The organism is Wolbachia endosymbiont (group B) of Hofmannophila pseudospretella (assembly GCF_964028515.1).
Taxonomy (GTDB): domain Bacteria; phylum Pseudomonadota; class Alphaproteobacteria; order Rickettsiales; family Anaplasmataceae; genus Wolbachia.
In genome coordinates, this window is sequence record NZ_OZ034788.1 from 25,630 (window position 1) to 51,202 (window position 25,573).

Genomic DNA, 25,573 nt, shown 5'->3' on the forward strand with positions numbered 1-25,573 from the left:
TATGAAAGCATTGCAAAAAAATGGTTTTTTTATTATCAAAAATCTAGTTCCTTTAGAGTTAATAACTCAGTCTTTAAATGATATAATAAGCAAGATATCAAAGTTATCTCAAGAATTAGGTGTTTCAACTTCTGACTATTTAAACTGCACTGGAAGATGGGGTACATCATCTCAGGTAACTAGAATTGTATCTCAAGTATTAGATAAAATTATTAAAAATTATCTTGAAAAGTCACTTCAATGCCAGATACTGCAGAAAAAATCAAATGTTATATGTAAAACTGCTGATTTAATAGATGCAGTTCCCTTCCATCAGGACATCTCTTATAGCTTTAATGACCCTTATCATTTTTCTGTTTGGCTAGCTTTGAATAATGTCAATAAAACTTCAGGTGCACTACAAGTTATAGAAGATAGTCACAACTGGAAAATACAGCCTCTAGTTGATTTTTGGCATCCATACTTTTTGGATCAATACTCGGATAACCGGGAAAATTATAAAATTAAGTCACTACCTATTTCAGCAGGAGATGCGATAGTTTTTGATTCACGGTTATGGCATGGTAGTGATAAGAATATAGATGCTAAAGATAGGTTTGCTTATGTTACGAGATGGGTTGTAAAAGATAAAAGTCTTCCTTGTGTGCCAAAACCTCAGCCTTCAGTTTTTGGTATATTAAACTGTGGTGCATTAACAGAATTTATACTGAGAGAATACTTATCATTATTTCGTCGCCAGGAAAGTATAAAAACAAAAAATATGGAAGAACTTATTAAGAGCTGGTTAGCCTTTATTACAGACACAACTACAAATATTTCTGAGGTCAACACTGCTGAAGCTAAGCGAGATTTATATAAGCTACTTATTCTGAATCAAGCGCCAGCACTACATGATGCTGGAGACATTTCAGGAAAAATATACAAAAATTTATGGTTTTCACTGCTTGTATTTCTCAATAAAAAAGTCAATGTGGTGGAGCTAGCATTATAAATGAACAAAAGTAGAGTTGGTAGTTTCAAGTATATATTGGTGTTCATTTTGAATATCTTATCCAAGTTTAAGCTTAATGTGCTTGTAATGTTCCTGGTTGCCCTAGTAGTGGCTGTTGATTTATCTTTTAGAAAGTATTTAGTAAAAAATATCTTAGATACAGCTGTAAAATATCAAGAAGGTAATGTAATTGAAAATCTTTTATTACCTGTAAGCGCTTATGTTTGTATGGCATTACTTATTACTACTGCTTTTAGATTCTATGGCTATTTTGTTGACATTCGAATGTTTACCTCAATGCGTCAAAAAATAGCTGATATGTCTTTTTACAGGCTGCTTCAGCAAGACCATTCCTATTATCAAAACAACCTATCCGGAAGTTTAGTATATAAGGTCAGTAACTTAATGGATAGTGTGATAGAGCTAATAAGACTGCTTATAGACTGTTTCTTTAGTTATAGTATAGCATTAATCTTGGCTATTTATACTTTATCACTAGTAAATATAAAGTTTGCAATAGCTACATTCATTTGGGTGAACATTTTTATTTTGATTTCGGTTTTCAGTTTTCGGGTGCTTACCGGATTAGCCGATGATCATTCTAAACAAAGTTCACAAGTAATAGCGGGTATAGCCGACAGTATTTTAAATGTTATATCAGTAAGGTTATTTTCTCGGCAAGCGCATGAGAGGCATAAATTTTTTCAAGTATGCAAGAAAAAAACTATTGCAGAAAGAAAATTACAATGGGCATACTTTTGGCTTTGGTTTATATATGGCTATTCATTTGATATACTCCAAGCAGTAAACTTGTATTTTTTAATTCATGATTATCAATTGAACAAGATTGCAATAGGAGATATTGCTCTTGTACTTGGAATTAATATATCGATTATAGAGTTTCTTAACCATCTAACTAGGAATCTTACCCAATTTTCTACTCATTTCGGCAAAGTTTCAGATGCATTGCCAATCTTGACTACCGTACCAGAAATTCAAGATAAGGAAAATGCTAAAAAATTAAATTTATTAAGTGGAAGAATAACGTTTAATAATGTTTCTTTTTCTTATGAGGGTCAGAAGTCATTATTTCAAGATTTTTCAGTTACCATTAATCCTTGCGAAAAGGTAGGTCTAGTTGGTTATTCTGGAGGTGGTAAATCTACTTTTATAAACTTAATCATAAGGCTATTTGATGTTAAAAAAGGTAATATACAGATTGATAATCAAGTAGTATCGGAAGTTACACAGAGTTCTTTGAGGCAACAAATATCTGTAATACCTCAAGAACCATTGTTGTTTCATGATACTATTTTAGCAAATATTATATATGGTAAACTTCAATCTACTATCGAAGAAATAATAAGAGCTGCAAAGCTGGCTGGTATTCACGATTTCATTATGACTCTACCCGATCAATATGAAACTGTAGTCGGAGAAAAAGGCATAAAGCTATCTGGAGGGGAAAGACAAAGAATAATCATAGCGAGAGCATTTCTAAAAAACGCTCCGATATTATTTTTCGATGAGCCAACTAGTCAGTTAGATTCTATAACAGAGAAAACAATTCAAATGAGTTTATTTAAGTTGATGGAAAATAAAACCACCATTACTATAGCACACCGTATTTCTACACTTTTACATATGGACCGAATTCTAGTATTTAACAAAGGAAAAATTGTCCAAGATGGTAAACACGCTGAATTAGTTTCTAAGCAAGGTCTTTACAAGGAACTTTGGAATGCTCAAATTGGTTGTTTGAATGGCAAAAAATAAGATGGAAAAAATTATTGATCTGAGAAGTGACACTACAACTCTGCAGAGCTCCAACGTTATACATGCAATAAGTAATGCAACTGTTGGAGATTTTGCTTATGGTGAAGACAAAAGCTGTAATGACTTATCAGAATATTGCAAACAATTATTCAAAGTAGAAGAAGCATTATTTGCAACCAGCGGTATGCTTGCAAATAGATTAGCCATTGCCAGTCAAACAAGTCCTGGTGATGAACTAATAACTCATTATAATTATCACGTTAATTTTTTCGATAGCGCAGGCAATGCAAAAGTAAATAATATCGTATTTAATTGTATTAGAAATAATAGCGGAATCTTAGATGTTGCTGAAGTAGAATATGCTATTAATTCTAAGCCAAGGTACAAAATTTTTGCTCAGGTGAGTCTTGTTTCTATAGAAAATAGTATAAACGGGTTTAATGGTAAAATTTATCCTTTTGAAAAACAAGTCGAGTTATATCACTTTTTAAAAGCTCACAATGTAAATCTTCATTTAGACGGTGCAAGAATATTTAATGCTCATGTCGAAACAAATATTGCTTTAGCAGATTATGCTAAATATGTGGATACAATGAGCTTTTCTTTTACCAAAGGACTTGGAGCTCCTTTTGGTTCAATGCTTATGGGTAAAAGAGAGATAATTGAAAGGGCTAAAAAGCTACAGGTTTGGCTAGGTAGTGGTTATCATCAGATAGGGTATTGTGCTAATGCAGCAAAGTATGTACTACAGAACAATATTTCTAGGCTTAAAGAAGACAATAAACTCGCCAAACTGTTTGCAGACAAGATTAAGGAAATTCCACACATAAAACTGGTACTACCTTATCCAGAAACTAATATAGTAAGCTTTAGTATAAAAGCACTAAATGTAACTAATGAGGTTTTCTTGAGTAAGTGCCAAGCTTATGGTTTATTGCTTTTTCCTTGGCTCGAGTCTCATATAAGAGCAGTTACCCATCTTGGCACAAAGGAAACAGACATCATGAAAGCTGCTGAAATTATAAAGGAGGTTGTGTTAAATTTAATATGAGAGTAAAAATAGATTTCTTTAGCGATTCAAACACTGACCCTTCAGCTAAAATGAGGGAAGCGATGGCTAAAGCAAAAGTTGGAAACGAAGCTGCATGTGAAGATCCAACTGTGAACGAATTAGTGGCAACCGCATGTAAAATATTAGGTAAACCTGCAGGAATCTTTTTGATTTCAGGAACGATGTCCAATGTAATTGCTTATAAAGTACACATTCAAAGACCTGGTGATTACTTGCTGCTTGATGAAACTTCACATCCACTCATAGTACAATCTGGCTTGATCGCAGCCCAGGTACATGCTACTCCTTTGCCCATCAAAGGTACAAGAGGAATATTTACTGGAGAACAAATTGTTGAGTTTATTACTCGTCCTAGTTTAAGAAATATTCCGAGAGTTGGGCTTGTTTCTATCGAACAAACGACAAATTTTGGTGGTGGAGCTGTGTGGCCTTTAGAATATATTCAAGAGATCTCAAGTCTCTGCAAAGAGAATGACGTATTCACTCATTTAGATGGAGCAAGACTGTTCAACGCTTGTGCTCATACTAAAATATCTCCAAAGGAGTATGCAAGTTATTTTGATTCGGTATTCATTGATTTTAGTAAAGGATTAGGTGCTCCAATGGGTGCAATATTGCTTGGAAGTGAAGATTTTATTGAAAAAGCTTGGTACTATAAGTTTCAAATTGGCGGAGGTATGCACCAAGCTGGCATTATTTCAGCTGCATGTTTATATGCTCTACGTAATAATGTAAATTCTTTAGAAGAAGATCATAAAAAAATGCAGCACCTTATAGAAGGCCTAGACTCCATAGATCAAGTTATAATTGATATCGACCTGTATAAAACTAATATAGCGTATTTTTCATTACGTACTAATTGTATATCTACTCAAGAATTAATAAACGTACTAATGACAAATTATGGAATTAGAATGGCTAACATCAAAGGTAAAATCAGAGCTATAACACATAGAGATATAAGCTATGAAGATATTAATACTACTGTATCTGCTATAAGAAAGATACTAAGTAATTTTCTGCACTAATTGTTTGCAAACTTCTTGTCAAACAATATTATACCAATATAGTATTATGCTAGCATCTGCATAGAGCTATTTGGGAATAGGTGTGAACTTTGTCTTCTTTCAATATTTACTATTCTTCTGTGGATATATGCTGCTTTATTTATCAAGACAAAGTATACCAATTGCTCTACCACTGTTAATAGATACTGACCATGTAAAATTAAGCTATTTTTTTGCCTGCTTTTCTTTTTTTTATGGAGTATCAAAATTTGTTAATGGAATAATCATGGACTCCAAAAATAATCCATTATTTATGTTTGGGCTATGCAATATTGCAACTGGATTATTAACCATTGGTATAACTTTATCATATAATAATCTAACTTTATTACTGTTAACATTAATATTATTAGCTTGGACACAAGGGTTAGGTTGGCCAGCTATTACCAAGTTTATGGTTACAAACTCTAGCATCTTTTCAATTGCATCATCATGGGGAGTTATGAGCGCATCTCAGCAACTTGGTTCTTGTATTACTTTAATTGTATTACCAAGTATAATTAAAATATATAATGCAAAAAGTGCATTTTTGTACTCTGGTTTCTTATGCTTACTTTTTGGAATTTATATAATATTAAAGGCATATTACAAAGAAAGTGCCAACTTTACTACCTATTATAAGGTGCAGAAATCTCAAATAGGTATCAAGGTAACAAGTTCCATATGGTTTCTATGTTGTGCTACTTTTTGTGCTTATATTATAAAAATGGGAATCTTCTTTTGGTTTCCTATAATTTTAAAGAATAAATTACAAATTTCTCTTGTACAATCCTCACTAATAACAGGCGTATATGATTTAGGTGGAATCCTTGGAACTTTAATAACAGGAAGAATTAGTGATATGTACTTCTTTCAAAATAGAAGCTTGCTGGCATCACTTTATATGTTGGGTATAGCACTCACTTTTATTGCAATGAACTTTGGTCAAAACATAATTCTTATGAACCTTGGTGCAATCTTATCAGGATTCTTTATATTTGGAGTGCAAGTACTGACAGGTGTTATAGCTGTAGAAATTGCTCCACAAAATAATGTATGTGCAATTGTAAGCTTAACAGGATTATTTGGGTATATTGCAAGTTCAATATTTTCATGCGTGCTCTTAGGAGTACTTGTTAAGCACTGTGGTAACAGTATTATGTTTTCATTTTTTTCCATTTGCTCTGTTGTTGCACTCGTTTGCTTTTCCATACTATCAAGCAAAGATCTAAAAAAACTAAGTAAAGCGGTGTAAAAAAAATTTCTCAACAGTTAAACTTTGTAGATAGATTTTTTACCCAAGGAATAAACATGGTAACCATATCTTAGTAATAGCTCGCTATCTAATAAATTACGGAAATCAAAAACATTAGGTGCAGCCATAATACTCTTTAAACTTGCAAAATCTTGATTTTTAAATTCTTTCCACTCCGTTAACAATAACAAGGCTTCCGCGTCCCTTGCAGCCCCTATAGCATTGTCCGCGTATTCTATATCCTTTAGAACTTGCCTAGCATTATCCATCCCCATTGGGTCATATGCAGTAATTTTAGCCTTGTTATTCACTAACAATTGTGCAATATCTATAGCTGGGCTATTTCTTACATCATCAGTACCAGACTTAAAAGTTAGCCCCCATATTGCTATTTTTTTATTTTGGACTCCATTTAATACATATTCTACCTTTTTAGCAATGTTTGTTATATGATTATAGTTAGATTCCTTAACTGAATTTAAAATTTGTAGCTTGACATTGTGATCTTCAGCAAGCCTTATTAAAGCTGACAAATCTTTAGGAAAACATGATCCTCCAAATCCTGGACCAGCTTTGAGAAATTCCTTACCTATTCTATGGTCCATTCCCATACTGTTAGCTAAAAGGTCAATGTCTGCTCCTAATAGCTCACATAAACCTGCCATCTCATTGATAAAAGCAACCTTTGTTGCTAGAAAAGCATTAGAAGCATATTTAATCATTTCAGCAGTAACTGTATCAGTGACTATTAACGGAATATTCTTATCTATAAATGATCTATATATAACTTCTAGTTTTGCTCTAGCTAGCTTAGTTTTTACTCCTATTATTATCCTATCTGGGTATAAAAAATCTGATACTGCAGAGCCTTGCTTGAGAAACTCTGGATTAACCCCCAAATCAAAGTTATAGCCCTTATTAGATAAATAATTATATATATTTTCTGCAGTACCAGGAGGAACAGTTGACTTTATCACTATTAAGCAATCTTGATTAACTCTCTCAGAAACTTCACTTACTGCATTATATACATTCTGTAAATTTGCATTTCCTAGGGAGTCTGATGGAGTATCTACAGTTACAAACACTACTTCTGTGTTGGGATTTATTTGAGAATACGAATCGAAGAATCTTATCCTTTGTAACTTTATATTATTCTCTAAATAGTCTGCTAATCCAGGCTCATATATAGGAATTTTTCCTAATTTCAATAACTCAATCTTCTTAGTATTTATGTCAATGCAATCAACGTTATGACCCTGCTCTGATAACATTGCACAAGATACTAAACCTACATACCCTATTCCTATAATGGTTATATACATCTTGTCATCACCTTAAAAATATCCTAATGTAGCTCAACTGCTTAAACATTTAAAAAGAACATCATTAACAATTAGAGTCATAAATTTTTACTCTAGCGTTGCATACATTATTTTTCTTAATTACTTTACTTTCTGAATAAACTATAAACAAAGTCGATGGTATTAATATTAAAATACCATACAAAGCACTTTTATCAGGCAACTCATTAAACATAACATATGTTACTATTGCAGAAATTATTAGCTCTATGTATCTATATGGTGCAAGTGCAGTAGCATCTGCAAGAGTAAAAGCTTTTAATGTGAAGAACAGAATTAGATTTGAATTAATTCCCAAAATCAGTAGTAATACTAATTCTAACAAGGAAGGCAAATGCCAATAAAACAGCAAAGGCACAGTGGAAAAAATAGTTGTTGTTAGAGCTGAATAAAATAACATACTTATTACGGACTCTTTTATTGCGAGTTTCTTATTAAGTATGTCTAATATAGCAAAGATTAATGTAGATACAATAAAAATAAGAATTTTAGGATTAAAGTCTTCACTATAAGCTTTGGTAGTAATAGCAATACCAACAAAGCCAATAACAGTTACTGACCATCTTTGCCAAATTATATTTTCATTTAGTAAAGGGATTGCAAGAAGTATAACAAATAATGGTATAGAAAAACTTATAATTGTTGCAGTTACTATGGGAAAAATAGCTAACCCATAGGTCCACAAGGTTATTCCAACAAATAACAATACTCCTCTAGTTATCTGAATAGATATTTGACTTGTTTTAAAAGCTTCTCTTCCATAGTAAAGCATAAAAGGTACAAGGGTAATAGTGCTAAATAAAAAGCGGAAAAAGATTACTTCAAAACTTTGGAGATGTAAACTTAGATATTTTGATATAGTATCATTAGCTACACTACTAAGTAAACTGAGTATAAACCAGGTAACTCCAAGCAAATAAGCTCTTAATCTGTGATCCATAAAACTCCCAATTTAATATTTTATGAGATAACTTTACTATAAAAAAGATCAATACTAGACAAGTTTTCCTCTATCTACTGTTTAACCATATTCATAAATATTTAGTAGAAATGATTTGAGAAGTATTATATAAAGTGCAGCTTTATTGTATAATTTTAATAAACAGAAATGCTAACTGATTTTTTTGTAATATATGATAATACTTGCGAATACTATCACATTATCAGGAAAAGTAATCGGGAGTACTGACGGCTGTGGCAATTTTACCAACTAGCTTCTCTGCTAGCATTAGCAATATGTGTTTTCAGTGTTAGCTGTGAAGACGTTAAAGAAAGTTATCAAACAAGCAAATTAGCAGCAAAACTTTACGAAAATGCTTCAGTTGAGTCAGCTAAACAAATTTTCAGAATAGATGTATTAAATACGTAACCATCTTTACTTATATCTTAATATAATGTTTCTCAGTACCGTCTTTAACACAATTCAATTTTCACACTCATCAGCAGTTAGGCCACTTGCTCGCACAATAATATCAATTGCAACACCTGCCTTTGCTAGATTTTTCGCAACCCTGATTTTCTCTGCTTTTTTAACTTTTTCCTTGCCGCTTTTCATATCTTCAGATAGAGATTTGACTAACGCATCTAATGATTCCGGTTCTCTGTACTCGTTTATTAAACTCAATAGCTTTTTACTTTCTCTCGTTTCAGGTAGCAAGACTTTAATATTTACTGATAATGCTCCTGCTATTTCATATAATTTATCAAATAGTATGGTAGTATAACCTCTTTCATATTCATGTATTTCCTTGAGTGTTACGCCAACTTTATCCGCTAAATCTTTTTGAGTATACCTTCTTATTAACCTCCATTCTCTTATTCTTTGCCCTATTCTGTAATATATAGAATCAGTGCAGATTTCTCTCTCTGTATTATCATACTCGTAAATAGATAAGCCGGTTGCCTGGGAAATTATGTCAACTGAAACTCCTTCTTTCACTAGATTTTTTGCTATTTCCAACCTTGCCTCTTCTTGATTAATTTTTTCGCTAATATGAACAAACCTGACTAATGAAGGTACTATTTTGCCTAACTTTTGATTCTCATATATTTTCGTTAGATAGAGTATTTCCTCGTCTTCATAGCTGTCTTCCCTTACTATTACTGGTTCGGGTAATAAATCTATAGCATTAACTGACAATACTCTTGCTATTACATATAGTACTTCAATTGGAATAGGAATATACCCATTTTCATAGCTGTTTACTTCTTGGTATGTTAAACCTATTTCACTTGCCAATTCTACTTGAGTATGCCCTCGCATTAACCTGCTATCTTCTATTTTTTGTCCTATTTTGTAGCTTATAGAACTAATATCGCTTACAGAAACAAACATATATACCTTACTTAGAAATAAATTTTCATGCAATTTGATCAACGGATAAACCGATTATTTGCAAAATAATATCAATAGAAATTCCCCCTTTTACTAAATCCTTTGCAACTTTAATCCTTTCTATCTCTCTCACTTTCTCCTCACAAATCCGTATCCCTTCAAACAAAGACTTTATTAGTGCATGCCGTAGTTCTTGGCTCTCAATTTCTTTGTATTCTTTAATCAAATCAGGTAGCTCATTTTTCACTTTACTCCCTTCCTCTATTAGTAGATCCGTAATATTAATCGATAATGCTTCTGCCATTTCATATAATTTATCAAGTGGAACAGCAGTCCTTCCTTGCTCATAGTTGCTTATTTCGTCACGTGTTGTACTCATTTTTTCTACTAAATCTTTTTGAGTATACTCTCTCACTAGCCTCCATTCTTTTATCTTCTTTCCTATTTGGCAGTAAATAGAACCTCCTTTTTCTTCAACGCATTCATCAGCAGAGAGGCCAATTGTTTTTGCAACAATATCAACAGAAACTCCTGCTTTAACCAAACCTTTTGCAATCTTTATTTTCTCTGCTTTTTTACTACTTTTTTCACTAACTTGGACAAAATTGGTTAGTAAACAAAACATCTTACGTAACTCCTGGTCATTAATCTTTTTATATTCTCTTACTAGATTTAAGATTTCTTCTCCCTCATCTTCAAGACAGCTTTTTGATATAGGAATTAGATCCGTAATACTGATTGATAGTGCCTCAGTTATAGCATATAACCTTTCAATTGAAATTCTACGATTCCCTTTTTCATATTGAAGTATTACCCAGTACTTTACACCAAGTTTCTCTGCTAAATCTTTCTGAGTATACCCTCTCTCTAACCTCCAACTTTTTAATTTTTCTCCCACTTTATAATCTAGACTTTTTTCCACAAAAAGAACCATACATATAATATTTTATACTATAGCTCAAAGGCTCCAGATATAATAGCCAGACTCTGGAACCTTTAAATTGATGAATTAAAGTGCCCTACAAGTTTCTTTACTATTTTCACGTACTTTGTCTGCCCATGAAAACAATTTTTCACTTACTTCCTTCTGCTTTTCACTCCATATGCCGCACCTAGTGAAATTACCTCTTTCTACCACTTTCTTAAGTTTCACTCCCCCAAAAAGGCAATTTTTTCCAATTTCTTCTCCTCTTTTTTGTAATTCAGCCCACATTTCCTTATCCGCTACTTTTACTTGTACCTGACTGCAGTTTTTTACGTCCTGGTACAATACAATATTTAGCTTACCAAGGCTTGTAGGCAATTCTAACACAACGGAGCTACCATCTGATACATCAACGTAATTTCTTGCACCTCCTTCCTCCCTTCTGATCTCAACTGCATTATTACCCATTTTTAAAATGTTACTCCCTAACTCTCTCAGTATTTTGGCTACCTCTACCTTGCTATTCCCAGAAAACTCTATGTACGATGTTGTATTATCTATCTCAACATCTATTAATTCTCCTTCTTGCACAGCACTTTCGCCAGCTTTCTCTAGTTCTTCTAGTCTCTCATCTATCTGTGGCTGAACTTCTGGTTGTAGCTCATTATAGATTTCACCTATCAGTTTATTCTGTAGTAGAGTATCATGAAACTCTGCACCACTTAGCATTAGCTTACGCATTATCTTTTTTCGATCACTTTTTTCTAATCTGTGAAAGTGTGTGCCCAATATCATGTATTCTGCGAAGCTCCACTCCCCATCATTACATGCATTTACTCTTGCTCCAGAGGCTAATACTTGCTCTATAACTTTATGCAATGCATTTACGTTTTTTGTCTCTACTACAGCACTCTTAAACCAGCTCAACTTTTCACTTTCGCTTGCACTTGGTTTTATTTTTTGCAAATTTGAAGCAAATGGATTTAAATCTTCTGCTTGATCATTTAAAGGTTTTGTGCCATAAACATAGTCAAGGCTTTTCCCGTAGTTGATTTTGTTTTCGCGAATGTTTCTGCTAGGGGAGGCCTCCCGGTTTATCTCCTTCTGGTTATTAATTTTACTCACAAATTTAGACTGCTTTATATCAACGCCTTCAAGAGCACCAAATATTTTCTTGTGATTAACATTAGTCTTTTTATTCCGATCTTTACTAGTCATATAAACCTCATATTAAAAATACTTTTTAAGCGTACAATAAACTTTATACATCTTACTACTCATTATAAATTATAATGAGTAGATTTGCAAATACTTTCTACTATAACAATCCATTTTCTCGAAAGCTGAAATAGCCTCCACTTGTGATGATAATATGGTCAAACAATTTTACGCTTACAGTACTACATGCTGCTGCTAAGCTCTTCGTTACTGCTTGATCTTCTTCTGATGGCTCTAAGCTCCCTCCAGGATGGTTATGTGACATTATTATTGATGTTGCATTTTTCATTAATGCCTTTCTTGTAATTTCCTTTATGTATACTGGTGCTTTTTCCATTTCACCAATATAGGATTCTTCTCCGATTAATTGGCGCCTTTTATTCAAGTACAGTATTTTTACACATTCCCTTTCTGAGTGTCCTATACTTACGTTTAAGTACTCTACTAGCCCTTGTAAGTCCATTATTGGCTCACTCTTGAGCTTTTCTCTCAGTACCCTTTCTAGTGTTTCCTTAACACACATAATCATTGCTACTGCAGAATCAGTTACTCCTTCTATAACTTTCAGGTCATCCATTTCTCTACCTAAAATCCTTCCTACTCCCGTATAAGTGTTCACCAGATTTTTAGCAATTTCTTGAGCTTGCGGCCTTTCATGTACTGCACTTAGAAACGTTTCCATTATTTCACGATCAAGTAGTGCTTTGCCTTTGCTTTCTAATATTCTGAATTCGATTTCTTCTTTACTTTTATTCATATAATTTACCCTTCACTAACAACAAACTTTTTTTAAATATTTACTGCTTTATCAGCATTGGCATGAGGCCATAGCTTTCGAGTGAAGTCAAATCAATTTCTCAATCTTTTTTACTTATTTTTTCATTAAGAAGTGAAGATATTAATATATGATGATTTTTTTATTTTAAACTTGTTGAATTTCGTCTAAAGAGATGCCTACCGCTTGCAAAATAATATCAATAGAAATTCCTCCTTTTACTAAGTCTTTTGCAATTTTGATTCTTTCTACTTCTCTAATTTTCTCTTCACAAATTTGTATGCTTTCAAACATAGATTTTATTAGTTCATTACGTAGTTCTTGATTTTCAATCTTTTTGTATTCTTCAATTAAATTCGGTAATTCATTTCCTACTCTTTCATCTGCATCTTCTGCTGGTTCAAGTAGATCCACGATATTAATCGATAACGCCTTTGCTATCTCATATAATCTTCCCAGTGGAACAGCAATCCTTCCTTGTTCATAGTTATAGCTCTTCTCATAATAGTCAGAATAAAAAAGCAGAATCAACAGCATGACGGAAAGACTTAAAAATAGGGATATTTTTTCTAGCTCTGTTCTTTATAGCAAACCACTGATGCTCAATTTTGTTAAAGTCTGGAGAATATGGAGGAAGATAAAGAATTTCAGCACCAACTCCTTTAGCAAGATTATCTATTTTTTTAGATTTATGAAAAGTAGCGTTATCAAGAATTACAGTTTGGCCAGACCTTAAAATTGGAGTTAAAAACTGCTCAACCAAGCCTCGAAAACATCCTCATTGCAATATCCTTCAAAGGTCAATGGAGCAATGATTCTCTCTTTATTTAGAGCTGCAATCATACTGACCCGCTGAGCTTTTTTACCTGATTTTAGTGAATGAAACCTCTCTCCTTTTCTGCAGTATCCGTATGGGTAGTCTTCTGTATTATCTATTCCAGATTCGTCAATATATACAAGATTTTCATGACGTTTTGTTGCTATAACCTTTGAAAAGTGAGCTCGCTTCTCTTCATTTCTTTCTTTATATCCGTAGGTCTTTTTTTCTTGTAAATCCAATATTTTTAAGTGCACGGTGAATCGTTTGTCTACTGATATTGCCCCAGCATCTCTGACTGAGTTTTGCCACCATGGTTTTTTGCAAATTTGGTAAAAACATTCCAGTCAGTAATTTTATGGTTATATCCTACGCTTCCAGGCTTTTTTGAATGAAAATCTCCCGTTTCCTTACGTCTTTTCTGCCACTCATATAGAGTCGTTTTTCCAATTTTAAATCTCTCGGCAACATTTGCTCTACTTTCTCCTTCATCCAATGCTTCCATTGCTTTTTTCCTTAAGTCGTAACTATACGCTGCTGGCATACAAACCCCACTACCATAAATCCATATCTTAACTTGTTTGGATTATTATGAGAAGAGCTATACTTATTTCGTCACGTGTTGTATCCATTTTCTCAGCCAAATCCTTTTGAGTATACTCTCTTCCATTCTTTTATCTTCTTTCCTATTTGGCAGTAAATAGAACCTCCTTTTTCTTCAACACATTCATCAGCAGAGAGACCAATTGTTTTTGCAACAATATCAACAGAAACTCCTCCTTTAACCAGACCTTTTGCAATTTTTATTCTCTCCGTTTTTTTACTATTTTTCTCACTAACTTGAACAAATTTGGTTAGTAAACAAAACATTCTATGTAATTCCTGATCATTAATCGTTTTATATTTTCTTACTAGATTTAATATTTTCTCTCCCTCATCTTCAAAACAGATTTTCTCATTTGATACAGGAATAAGATCCGTAATATTAATTGATAACACCTTTGCTATAGCGCACAACTTTTCAATCGAAATTTTACGTGTTCCTTTTTCATATTGTAGTACTATTTGATATGTTACACCGATTTTCTCTGCTAAATCCTTTTGAGTATATCCCTTTGCTAACCTACAACTTCTTAATTTTTCTGCTATCTGATACCTTATTGAGATGTTTGCCATAAATATTATACAGGTTAATACTACCAAATAAAGATATACAAAATGTTTGCATTTTAGTTGAATATTTCTTCACAATTATGTATAATTATTAATGCTTTTTATCTTACTTTCTCATGGCTCTTTCGAAGTTTCTCGATCCAAAGAATGATATATCGTTCAAGCGCATCTTTGGCACTGAAAAAAATAAGGACATTCTTATTCACTTCCTTAATGATATCCTTGGCTTCACTGGCAAAAGTACAATACAGGATCCTGATATTGCTTCTAAAAAACAAAGCATTGTTGATGTTCTTTGTAGGGATGAAAATGGGCTACAAGTCATAGTCGAAATGCAGGTCGCTAAAACTAAGGGCTTTGAAAAACGTGCTCAATACTATGCTGCTAAAGCCTATTCAAGACAAGCCGATAAAGGTGATCAATACCATGACCTTAAAGAAATTATCTTTATTGCTATAGCAGATTGTATTTTATTTCCTGATAAGTCTGAGTATAAATCAAAGCATACTATTCGCGATGAAGATACTAATGAACATGATCTAAAAGATTTTTACTTTATATTTATTGAGTTGCCTAAATTTCCAAAAACCAAAGAAGATCAGCTTTCAAGTATAGTTGAAAAATGGGTATACTTTTTCAGATATGCAGACGAAACTAGTGAAGAAGAGCTAGAGAGAATAATAGGAAGTGATCTAATAATTAAAAGAGCATATGAAGAACTAAATAGATTCAACTGGTCAGAAAAAGAATTTATCGCCTATGAACAGGAGATCAAGCGTATTCGTGATGAACAGGCTGTCCTCGCTCAAAAACTCGATGATGCTAAACAAGAAGGTAGACAAGAAGAAAAAATCGAAGTTGCAAAAAACTCACTCAAGGCCGGTGTCTCTATTGATGTTATAGCTCAAATTACCGGTCTCTCTCATTCTGAAATTTCACAACTCAAAGAAAAAACATAATATTCCTACTTATTCACTTTAACACTTATAAAAACCTTTTCTAAGTTAGACATGTCCCCTAATTAAGAATCTAGTGAACTGTCTAAAATGGCTATAAAGATTGCACATAGAATTATATAAATTACTATCATAACGTTACCCTCTTATTCAGCCTTACATATTAAAGATATATACCGTAAGTTTAATATTGATAGTACATTAACCATTTATTTCCCAATTCTAGTCTTGTACTTCTCATTCCTACTTCATCCATGTTAGTATTAGAACCATCAAACTTGCTAAGGGGATCTACCACCTCCACTTTAAATTCTATTATAAGCTTTTCACTATTTGGCATATTATACCTTCCATATTCTCATCTACTTACTCAAAGTATTTCCAAGCTTGGTTACTCCTACATCAGAAAGACAAGTTGATACTTTGTCCTTTGAATGGCTGTGAACTGAAGCATTACTTAAATAACTTTGAGGCTCTAAACTTATCTGCTGTTTTTTTGTACCATCAACTTCTAATCTACCATCTCTGTTGTGTAATATCTGCTCTATTGATTGATTTAGCAGACCCTTATTAAATTGAGCTATAAACTTTTCAAATTTCTTCGGACTTAATTTACCAGCTTCTTTACCAGAACATGCTTTCTCTACATATGAGTTGAAAATCCCCGAAATCTCATCAAATTTACCACTCATGATTTTTCCTGTAACTTCTTTCTGTATTTCAACAAAATCAATATTTAACCGATGCATTGATATGCCACTTTTTAATGCAGCTTGTTCTACTACTTTCTCAAATTCCTCTGTAATATTTAATGCATAGCCCTGCGCTTCCAGTAATGATACGTGCTGATCTGCTGTAGAAATGTATTTTTGACCTGTAACTTTTCTAATAAGCACATCAAGTAACATGATTGTGCCGTTTATATCTACTGGTGAATCAACTTGTGAGATTGGACTTGTAGTACTTGATACTCCGTCAGACAATGTAGGTTTAGAATCTAATAACCGACCTATTGAGGTTTTTACTGAACCGAACAAACTGTTTATCCATGAAGATAGTGCACTTGCTCTGCTTGTAGCTTTCTTATAGCGCACCTCTTCTGCCTTATTCACTTTGATTTTTTTTCTATTTATTGCAGCAATCTCTATGCCACCTACTACCATAACCTCTACATCATCATATCCTACTGTAGGACTTTTTTCATCTATCATAGACTCAATTTTACCTACTATAGCTTTTCCTTCTATTCTAGCTTTTGTTGTCTTTTCAATAGGTGAATAACGATGACGGTTCCCTCTATGATAAGCATGTCTTTTATGATGACGTATATGCTTTGGTGCAACGTATTCATTTCTTCTTTCTGCCTTCTCTAAAAAGGAAATTATGTTTGTGAAACCTTTATCTCTTGCAATATCTAAAGGCTTCTTACTATTATTGTCACGAATATTAACATCAGCATTTTTAAAAATCAGAAGTTGTAACAAACTAAAATCATGATTATTTTGAACTAAATAACCCATTAGAAGGACAACGCGGTGCAAAGACGTCTTGCCCTGGGTATCCTGAGCATTAACATCAATACCACTGTTAAGCAGCAGCTCTACAATCTTTAACTTAGTATCTTTTAGGTTATTAACGCCGTTATCAACAAAACACTGAGAGATAGCAAGGTGCAGAAATGTCTCGCCGAAATCGTTTTTAGCATTGATAAGAGTATATCTATCATCCCTGTTTCTCATACCATCAAGAAGAGCTTCAAGCAAGTTCGACTTATTCTCCTGGATAGCTTTTCTTATAAGTGACTTTGCTTCTTCAGGCCCTGAGGTTTTTATTAGCTGAGAATACTGTTTCTGTTTTTCTTTATTAAAGTCCATTATAACATCTTGTGGATTGCAAGTAGAAGCTATACATTTTGAGTTAGAAACTATTGTATCATTAAAAGCAAACATCATTTCTCTTGCTGGTTGATAAGTATTCCAGTTCTCTACTTTTACAAGAGTGTTATTTTTATGTGATAGCAATAAGGTATCATTCATAACTTTCATATCGAAATCTAATATAGACTTACCTTTCAAATCAACTAAACCAATATCATTCTTATTAATAGGCTGATTATGATAAATCTGTAACCCTTGTTCATCTGGTTTATAATACCTGAAAGAACTAAAATCATCAGCTCTTTCTCCAAATTCTTCTGGTTCTATAATTCTATTGTTTAGTTCTATAGATAAATCCCAGTTTCTATGAACAAAAGAATAGTAATCTGATATTGATAATGCTCCTTTATCTGATAACAATAGCAAATCATTATTGAGTTTTAAAAAAAGCACCTTATCTGAATCAAATGTGAAACAATTATAATGATTTAACAGATCAGTACCATTAACGCTAAATCTTCCATCTATTTTTAAGCTATGAGAACAATAATCACGCTCTAGTTCACCATTCTGAAGTTTATAATATTTTTCCCTATCAAATGTTACCGTAACATCTTTATAATCTGGTAGCAGGGTTACATTTAGTCTACTTTTGTTAATCTTTATTTCTCCTTCATTATTCTCTGCAAATTGTATATCATTTAATGTGCTATTTAATTGACTAAAGTCTAATATACCATTTGCTTGAGCAATCGTAATATTAGCACTTTTTTCATCGAAAAGATAAAGATGGTTTATATTACTTGGAGCTTCCCAGTAAAAATTATGGTGCTCTTTATCAGGATAAAAAATATGATTACTAAAACTACCTATAGTACTACGATAATTAGTACTTGATAATTGCTTTGTAATATTAAAGTTCCGATTATCTATTGTTTGCAACTTATCTAACTCATCATCTAATATAACATCACTACCAACGCTTTTTGTTATTTGTAGACTTGCTACTGTTCCAGTATTACTCTCTACTTTCGTTGGAGTTACAAACAAACCATCTGCTGTTTTTATTAATGTCTGTTTATCTACACTTATAGAATCTCCACTTTTATTATAAATATTTGTTCTGTCGTTAACATGAGTTATTTTATCTATATCACTAAAATTTATCGGCAATAATACTAAGCCACTTCCGTGAATAGAATCACCAAAATAACCTTTTATTGTAGCAAAGTTTTTTGCTGTTATTATATCATTTCCACCCTTACCATCTACATAATCTGCATTAGAGAACTTTATATAATTAGTTCTATTACTGCCGATAATAGAATGTATGTTTATTGAATCTGTAGTAAGATTACCTTGTGTTATAACTATATTCTTTTGTCTATCTGCTCCTAAATCACAAGAGAACTTCCCTGCTATGTAAAAGAAATTTCTACCTGAGTTATACACCTTGCAACTATCTAATGACTTTTCAAAATAGTACCTATTTTCTACCTTACCTCTTCTACCTCGATCACCATTTAAAATATCCTTTTCTTGAAAAACAACATTAATATTAGCATTTTGAGCTGTTATATAGTATACGCTTCCATACCCACGGAAATTCTTATTTCTGTATATAACCGCATTATAACAGTCGCTAGGGTATTCTTGTAAAAACCACTTTTCAAATGTTCTATTTAGTAATACATTACTATGATCATATAAGTTATCACATCCTGAGCCAATTCCATTTACAACACAGTCAGTACAGGGAGGATTATCAATTTGTACTTTAATATCGCTATCGTGTGGTCCGCAAACGACACTATAACTTTCAATGTTCGTAGGAATCACTCTAGAATTAATATCACTGATATGAAATGGATATGTAACATTCGTATTGAATCCAAAATCAAACTTAGTATCAACTATTTTTGTGTTAGTACGACAATAAACTCTGAGGAGTTGTATTTCCCCATAAACACGCTTTTCCTTTGTAACCAATATATAAGGCAGCGACATAACTATTTTATCATAATTACCTTTATATTGGCTTATAAGCTTTAATACATATTGTTTATATATACTTTCTGCCTCTATATCATTTTCTATATAATCTGGTACTTTTTTACCAAGAAAGAAATCCCAATACAAATCATGCTTCTCCTGATCTGTAAGATTTATGTGCTCTTCCAATTTCTCTACCTCAAGCTCTGCTTCTACAAATTGCGATATAATAATAACAGCAACTGAAATAGCAGTACCAACTGGACCAGCAAATTCTCCCATTACTCCAGCTTCTATTCCTACGGCTGACATTGTCTCAGTAACAATCGCAGGTACATCTGCAGCTATAAAAATGGAGTTAGTTGCGATGTTTAGGTCAGCAATCTTTATATCTACAGGATTCGTTGCACTTTCCCGAGCTTTTATCGACTCTGCTAACCCTAAAAATGCTGCAAAGTTACCTATAGCAGGTCCCATAACTGGGGCAAACCCCTTTAGCATTTGAGAATCAAGTTTTTCTCCTAATCCTAATATTTTTCCAGAGATTTTCTCACCAATCTTTGGCATTACCCAGAGATTTAATGCATCATAACCTAGGCCTTCTACATCTCCATTTGCTATATGTTTACCAACTAAAAATACTGTAAAGGCAAAACCTGCACTTTCTGCTACTTTCCCTATTTTTTCTGCTACCCCATATCCTCTGAGAATATTTTTGATTTCTTCTTTATTTTCTTTCATCTCCTTTACAATATCCTTGATCTCTGGGTCTATTGAATTTAGATCTACATTTTTAACCTTTGCAATAAATGCTTCTTCAACATTTTGGTCTGTAGCTTCACCTCTAGAGATTCGTTCAGAAACTTTGAAAAGCTGATCATAAAACTCAATATTCTTTACTCTTTCCGCTACCTTGTTAGCATTAAACAACTCTTTAATACGTTGCTCTTTTTCTTCCTCTGTAATATTTTCTTCATCACGTGAGTCTATGCAGTACATGCCTATATTTCTTATTTTTCTTCTTTTAGCTTCTAAACATTCCATTTGAGGCCCAGTTTCAAGCCTTAGCCTTTTTCTTGCACCACCTCTTTCGGGAGAGCTAATCTCACCTTGAGATGTGGTATGATAGACTTCAATACTTTTTATGCTTGCTGTAATTAAATCTTTATCGGACCTACTAGATTGATTAAAAACCATGGCTAAAAACTTGGCTGTTCTCTTATCAGTAAAAGATCTAAGAATTTTATATTTGTCACTCATCTGTTTTTCTGCATGTCCTAATTTTTTCTTTACACTACTATTAGCACATTTTAATTCTATGATAATTGGTTCATCTTCCTCAATAGTAGATTCATCTCCTTGCAAATATGTAAAAGATAGCGCCAGGTCCATTTTCCCTAATGAAGATATATTAGATTCCACATACACTTTAATCTCTTTACCATCTTGCGTTTTTCCATTTATCAATAACCCTTGCATTATTGCTTGAAAGTCCACTTCTCTTTTTATTAATTCCTTAAAAGGCAATAAAGCTTCTACTAAAGGAGATAGTGGCTCTTTTAACTTATTTCCCATCATCTCTTCATCTTTACTTTCCTTAAGCAAGTCTACAACATCAATTCCACGTAATTGTTCAATTAAGCTATTTACGTCAACATTCCCTATTCTTTCAAATTTACCCTTGTATCTATTTTTAGAGTTATGAGAGACTTCTTTTATATTTATATCCTGAAAATAAGACTTATCTTTTCTTTCTCCTACTTCAAACCCACCTAGGTTATTCTTTACTCCTGTGTTTATTATCAGGTCGATTTTAACTGCAGAATCAATATCCAGTTCATCAATTGGAGGAATTTTATTACTGTCAAATCTCTTTTGCCTTCTAAGTTCTCTTAATTCACCACTACGTTCTATAATATTTAATATTACTGCTCTATCTTCCCCTTGATTGAATAGTAGAAATGTAGTAGCCTCTCTTCCTATACTTCTATCTTCATTCTGATAAGTGAAAATATTTTTATCTATACTATCCATAGCTAAAATCTGTCCGAACACTAGTTTGCTTAAATAGTTTTTATCCTTACTTGGTATCAAGTGATATAAGTTCTTTAGTTCTGCCTTTAAATTTTCCTTTGCTTCATTGCCATCAAAATCTTTAGCACCTTCTAATAATTGATGCACAAAACCTTGGGATTGAAAAATCTTAGCTTGTTCTGTCTTTACTTCAGCATAACTAATTCCCACTATAACCGCCTCTTCTGCTTTAGTTCTAATGCTGAGGTTATACAAATAACCTTTGTTCTTGATCTGTGTTATAGCTTCATCAGCAGTATGACCTTCTCCTTTAAACTCAACAACTACTGGAACAGGTTTAGGATTTATCCTACCATTTGCATCTTTTGTACGTGACATAAGTATTAAATCTGCACGTCCGTTACCTGCAGCACGTTCAACATAACAATTAAGACCATAACGATATTTAAAATTTAATGCTAAAGCTCCATAAACAAACCCATGATATGCTGCTTCTGAGTTGCCCAGTGAAAACTTTCCCTGATTACTTTTGTATATTTCGGCCAGTTCAAGAAAAATTTCTCTAATACCAACTATTACTTGATCTATACTCTTATCAGAAAGCTGTTTAAATGCACCTTCAAGACTTGTAGACCGACCTATATTGATCTCCTCAAATTCACTAGTTTGAGATGGAGAAGACACCAAATCCTTAAATTTTTCTTTTACTCTATCTCTTTGTTCTCTATATAGTTCGAATGACAGGTTGCCTAAATCTTCTTCAGTACGCATATGAAACGAATACTCATTTATATCTGTGTTATCTATGTCAGAGATCTCTAGTGTTTTTGCTATCTCTTTAAGTTCATCATCATTATAACAATATTTCCGTTTTAAATCCCCATAACCTGTAATTTGATCATTTGTAAAAGCTCTAAGAACCACTTGTTTTCTTCCACTTTTTTCAAGAAAAAAGCATAGTTTTACAATGCTAATCTCATTTTTCAATCCCTCTACTTTCAAATTAGTACGCTTAATATACACCTTATTGATGCCAAGCTTTTCTACTAGACCACTATTAGGAAGGGTTAAAATCGATCCTAATATGCTATGAATAAAAAACTCAGGACTAGATGTTGAACCAATATTTGGAGTTTCACGAAGAAATAAACTAAACTTTTCAGCAAATCCCTTAGGTGCATCGAAATTTACTGAGAGAACAGGGTTACCCTTACCGTTACCTGGATTAATTGGTTCAGTGAGTAATAATTCTATTAACTCAAGCTTGTGTTCAATATGTTTCGCTTCAGCTGTTGCTCTTGGCATTTTCTTATCTATTTCTTCATACTGTGTGTCACTTCCTCAAGTTCTATACTACGAAGTTTCTTTGCTGGACTACTTTCTTCTCCTTCTATTCCTCTCTTTTTATCATTTTCTTGAATAAGATTATCCAGTAATTGAAAAAACTTATCCCATTTATCTTTCCTCTTTGTAAATTCCTCTCTTGAACAACACCATGTTATACGTTCTTTAAATTCCTCCCTAAATTTTACCATTTCATTTTTTGATGATATACATTCTCGAATGAAGAACTCAATAAATCCCCCCCTATCACCATAAATCAAATCTTGGCAAATATCTTGCCCCCTACTACAAAAAATAAGCCTTTCTTTCTCTTTGGGAGTTGCATCTTGAAAGATCAGTTTGATATTTTCCACATCTTCAACCTTAAATAAGTCTAGTAATAATAACCCACCTGATCCGCATTTATCTATTACATGTTTTGTGTGAGTACTAGGACCTTGCTGCCAAAATATTCCAAAGAGCTTTTGATAATTGTAATCTTTATTACCATCTATCATCTTATTAACGATTACTCTCAATAAACAATCATAACCTTCTTCAGAAAGGAAAGCCCACATATGCTGCGCTGTTTCCATAAAAAAACTCTGCCATGGCCAATCCAAAAAGCACTTTAGCACTTCATAAGAGCAGCTCTTGAACACTTCCATTTGTTGTTCTCTATCCATTTCTGAAAGTAAAAAGCACAAAACATCAATATAATTCTCCCTGGAAAAATCTGTAAACTCACTAACACAGTCACAACGTCTTTTTGCCACATATTCTGCAGTTCTTACTAAGACCTTATCTTTTTCTTCAGGAGTTAACTTTTGTAGGAAATATCTGGTTGCTGCTTCATTGCCACTAACTGCTGAACGTCGAAATGCATACTCATAATGAGTAACACTATCATCTTGACAATATCTTCTTATTATATCGCCTAACTGAGCTGTTTCTTCTTCTATATGATGGGACCAGAACGATACTAGAGGTGATTCATTTATTCTTATTTTCCTAAGATCTTTTCCATAGAGTTTCCTACCACTGATTTGTTTCCATAGGGTGAGAATGTTATCTTCTAAACAATAAGTGCATGCTAATCTATAGCGCTTAGCAATATCTAAATTTTCATCTTGCACTAATATCTTTGCTGTTTTCTCTTTATCAATAGTGCCTTGTGGTGTCCAACAAAGCTTGCTTAAGCTTGCTCTAGCATCTTTGCCACCTAAAAGATTTTTATGATATTGTTTCCATATGAGTATCTGCCAACCTATTGCTTCAACAAAACTTGATAGTTCCTTTTTTAACAATTCTGGCAGCGGAAGTTTTAGTACCTTTTTTATCACTTCATCCTCTACCTTTTGCCATTCTCTTTTTCTTTCACTGACATTTAGGATTGGTGATGAGAAGTAAAACTTTGACGCTAAATCCCAGGCATCATCTTGATTCCATAACGTAATAGCTATTTCCACAAGAGCTTTATGCTTAAGTGATGGCATTAGAGTGTAATTCATTACCTAACCCGATTAAAATACTCAATATACTATGATTTTCTATCGGTTCAAGATAAAACACAGCTAAAAAATTGTGTAAAGTTTAACGGCACAAAAAAAATTCTATTAACCCCAACTATGGGTTAGAAAGAAGTGAAAAAAGGCTGGAAAGTGGGTAAACTCCAAGTAATTCTTTCAATTTAGGAGATTACCTATGAAGAAAGATATTACAGAGCCCAACTTTCGAATGTGTGCCAAACCTTGATTCATCAAAGAAAAATAGCTCTTTTTCTGGATACTTGCCAATAACTTCATTGAGATTTTTTTTTGAATTCCTCTTGTTTACTTTTATCTTGTACGTTGTGTACTGGTCTTGGTGTAATATATGAAAATTTCATCTTTTGTATATGGCGGTGTACTGTAGATTTGCTGATATTTAATCCGAACTTTTCCTGGATTCTTATTCTCATTTCTTTAATGGTAATATTAGGATTTTCTTCTATCCATGCTTCAACTTGCTGTAGTTGAGCCTGATTTAATTTAGTTTTTTTACGGCGTTGTGGAGGAGCAAACAGTTTTTCTTCTCTGCCAAATTTTAAGAATTTTATCCACGAAGTTAGTGCGCTTCTTGAAATGCAATATATTTTTGCTACAGCCGTTATACTATGCTTTTTTGCCGCAATTACAGCATTTAGTTTTTTTGAAACATATGCATTGTTCCTTACTTTCTTCAGCATTTCTTTTGCTCACTTTTTCATCCAATAATTTTGATCTTAATGCCATTTAAACCTCGCTACTTCACTTACTTTAGTATGGCTTTTTTTCCATTATTGTCTATCCGTTCTTTGTATAGTGGGAATGGGAATTGGTATTACTTAATAAATTTACTGATATCGGTATGCCTCTTTTCGAATTTGCCTTGTAAATTCCTTCCATCTCTACATCTTATTGACAGCTATGCAACAAAGCCATTCAGGATCTGCATTATTGTTTAACAGAATTTCGACAATTTCTCTGTAACCTTTTTGAGCTGCAAGGTGTAATGGTACACAATCCTGATTTTCAAGTTAGCATTTTCTCCATTATCTAGCAGCATTTTAGCTATCTGATTCACAATACAAGAGTTCTATTTAGAGCTATTTTCAAAAATCTTT

The 25,573-nt window shown here is 32.9% G+C and carries 15 protein-coding genes and 5 pseudogenes; 6 read left to right on the forward strand and 14 right to left on the reverse strand.

All coding sequences use genetic code 11. The features are described from left to right. The first annotated feature begins 1 nt into the window (after window position 1). The 5 genes from ABWU24_RS00095 (at window position 2) to ABWU24_RS00115 (ending at window position 6,140) form a co-directional block, all read left to right on the forward strand. Window positions 2-991 carry a phytanoyl-CoA dioxygenase family protein gene (locus ABWU24_RS00095; protein WP_341815985.1) on the forward strand — a complete coding sequence of 330 codons (990 nt, stop codon included), beginning with the start codon at window positions 2-4 and terminating at the stop codon, window positions 989-991. After that, on the forward strand, window positions 992-2,767 hold the full coding sequence (locus ABWU24_RS00100; protein ID WP_006280068.1) for an ABC transporter ATP-binding protein: 1,776 nt from the start codon (window positions 992-994) through the stop codon (window positions 2,765-2,767). 1 nt (window position 2,768) lies between these two features. Then, a complete protein-coding gene (locus ABWU24_RS00105; RefSeq protein WP_006280069.1) occupies window positions 2,769-3,818 on the forward strand; it encodes a threonine aldolase family protein in 1,050 nt (349 codons plus the stop codon). Continuing rightward, window positions 3,815-4,867: a threonine aldolase family protein gene (locus tag ABWU24_RS00110; RefSeq protein ID WP_341815984.1), complete on the forward strand. Its 1,053-nt coding sequence runs from the start codon at window positions 3,815-3,817 to the stop codon at window positions 4,865-4,867. The genes ABWU24_RS00105 and ABWU24_RS00110 overlap by 4 nt, the downstream gene beginning before the upstream one ends. 127 nt (window positions 4,868-4,994) lie before the next feature. Continuing rightward, window positions 4,995-6,140 carry an MFS transporter gene (locus ABWU24_RS00115; RefSeq protein ID WP_341815983.1) on the forward strand — a complete coding sequence of 382 codons (1,146 nt, stop codon included), beginning with the start codon at window positions 4,995-4,997 and terminating at the stop codon, window positions 6,138-6,140. Window positions 6,141-6,157: 17 nt separating this feature from the next. Here ABWU24_RS00115 and ABWU24_RS00120 read toward each other — a convergent pair whose 3' ends face one another. From ABWU24_RS00120 to ABWU24_RS00160, 9 genes and pseudogenes are all read right to left on the reverse strand, one after another. Beyond that, entirely contained in the window at window positions 6,158-7,465 is a 1,308-nt protein-coding gene (locus ABWU24_RS00120) for a UDP-glucose dehydrogenase family protein (protein WP_006280072.1), read from the reverse strand. 64 nt (window positions 7,466-7,529) lie between these two features. Continuing rightward, on the reverse strand, window positions 7,530-8,444 hold the full coding sequence (locus tag ABWU24_RS00125) for a DMT family transporter (RefSeq protein WP_006280073.1): 915 nt from the start codon (window positions 8,442-8,444) through the stop codon (window positions 7,530-7,532). A gap of 483 nt (window positions 8,445-8,927) precedes the next feature. Then, window positions 8,928-9,839, reverse strand: a complete 912-nt coding sequence (locus tag ABWU24_RS00130; RefSeq protein ID WP_010962716.1) for a helix-turn-helix domain-containing protein — start codon at window positions 9,837-9,839, stop codon at window positions 8,928-8,930. Between the two features lie 25 nt (window positions 9,840-9,864). After that, on the reverse strand, window positions 9,865-10,773 hold the full coding sequence (locus ABWU24_RS00135; RefSeq protein WP_006280075.1) for a helix-turn-helix domain-containing protein: 909 nt from the start codon (window positions 10,771-10,773) through the stop codon (window positions 9,865-9,867). A gap of 75 nt (window positions 10,774-10,848) precedes the next feature. Further along, window positions 10,849-11,982, reverse strand: coding sequence for a hypothetical protein (locus tag ABWU24_RS00140; protein ID WP_341815917.1), 1,134 nt, complete (start codon window positions 11,980-11,982; stop codon window positions 10,849-10,851). 100 nt (window positions 11,983-12,082) lie between these two features. After that, window positions 12,083-12,739, reverse strand: a complete 657-nt coding sequence (locus tag ABWU24_RS00145; RefSeq protein WP_353274219.1) for a RadC family protein — start codon at window positions 12,737-12,739, stop codon at window positions 12,083-12,085. A gap of 165 nt (window positions 12,740-12,904) precedes the next feature. Then, window positions 12,905-13,246: pseudogene (locus tag ABWU24_RS00150) on the reverse strand (transcriptional regulator); the annotation flags it as partial. Window positions 13,247-13,265: 19 nt separating this feature from the next. After that, a pseudogene (locus tag ABWU24_RS00155) lies at window positions 13,266-14,118 on the reverse strand (IS630 family transposase). 61 nt (window positions 14,119-14,179) lie between these two features. Then, a pseudogene (locus ABWU24_RS00160) lies at window positions 14,180-14,750 on the reverse strand (helix-turn-helix domain-containing protein); the annotation flags it as partial. 113 nt (window positions 14,751-14,863) lie between these two features. Between ABWU24_RS00160 and ABWU24_RS00165 the strand changes: the two are divergent. Continuing rightward, window positions 14,864-15,706 carry an Rpn family recombination-promoting nuclease/putative transposase gene (locus ABWU24_RS00165; protein ID WP_353274221.1) on the forward strand — a complete coding sequence of 281 codons (843 nt, stop codon included), beginning with the start codon at window positions 14,864-14,866 and terminating at the stop codon, window positions 15,704-15,706. A 181-nt stretch (window positions 15,707-15,887) separates the two neighbouring features. Here ABWU24_RS00165 and ABWU24_RS00170 read toward each other — a convergent pair whose 3' ends face one another. From ABWU24_RS00170 to ABWU24_RS00190, 5 genes and pseudogenes are all read right to left on the reverse strand, one after another. Then, window positions 15,888-16,043, reverse strand: coding sequence for a hypothetical protein (locus ABWU24_RS00170; RefSeq protein ID WP_167495309.1), 156 nt, complete (start codon window positions 16,041-16,043; stop codon window positions 15,888-15,890). Between the two features lie 22 nt (window positions 16,044-16,065). After that, window positions 16,066-22,911 (reverse strand): latrotoxin-related protein, encoded by a 6,846-nt coding sequence (locus tag ABWU24_RS00175; protein ID WP_353274223.1) that lies wholly within the window; start codon window positions 22,909-22,911, stop codon window positions 16,066-16,068. An 8-nt stretch (window positions 22,912-22,919) separates the two neighbouring features. Next, window positions 22,920-24,440 (reverse strand): hypothetical protein, encoded by a 1,521-nt coding sequence (locus ABWU24_RS00180; protein WP_149168922.1) that lies wholly within the window; start codon window positions 24,438-24,440, stop codon window positions 22,920-22,922. Between the two features lie 214 nt (window positions 24,441-24,654). Further along, window positions 24,655-25,202: pseudogene (locus ABWU24_RS00185) on the reverse strand (IS630 family transposase); the annotation flags it as partial. A gap of 155 nt (window positions 25,203-25,357) precedes the next feature. Further along, window positions 25,358-25,459 (reverse strand): annotated as a pseudogene (locus tag ABWU24_RS00190) (hypothetical protein); the annotation flags it as partial. Between the last annotated feature and the right edge of the window lie 114 nt (window positions 25,460-25,573).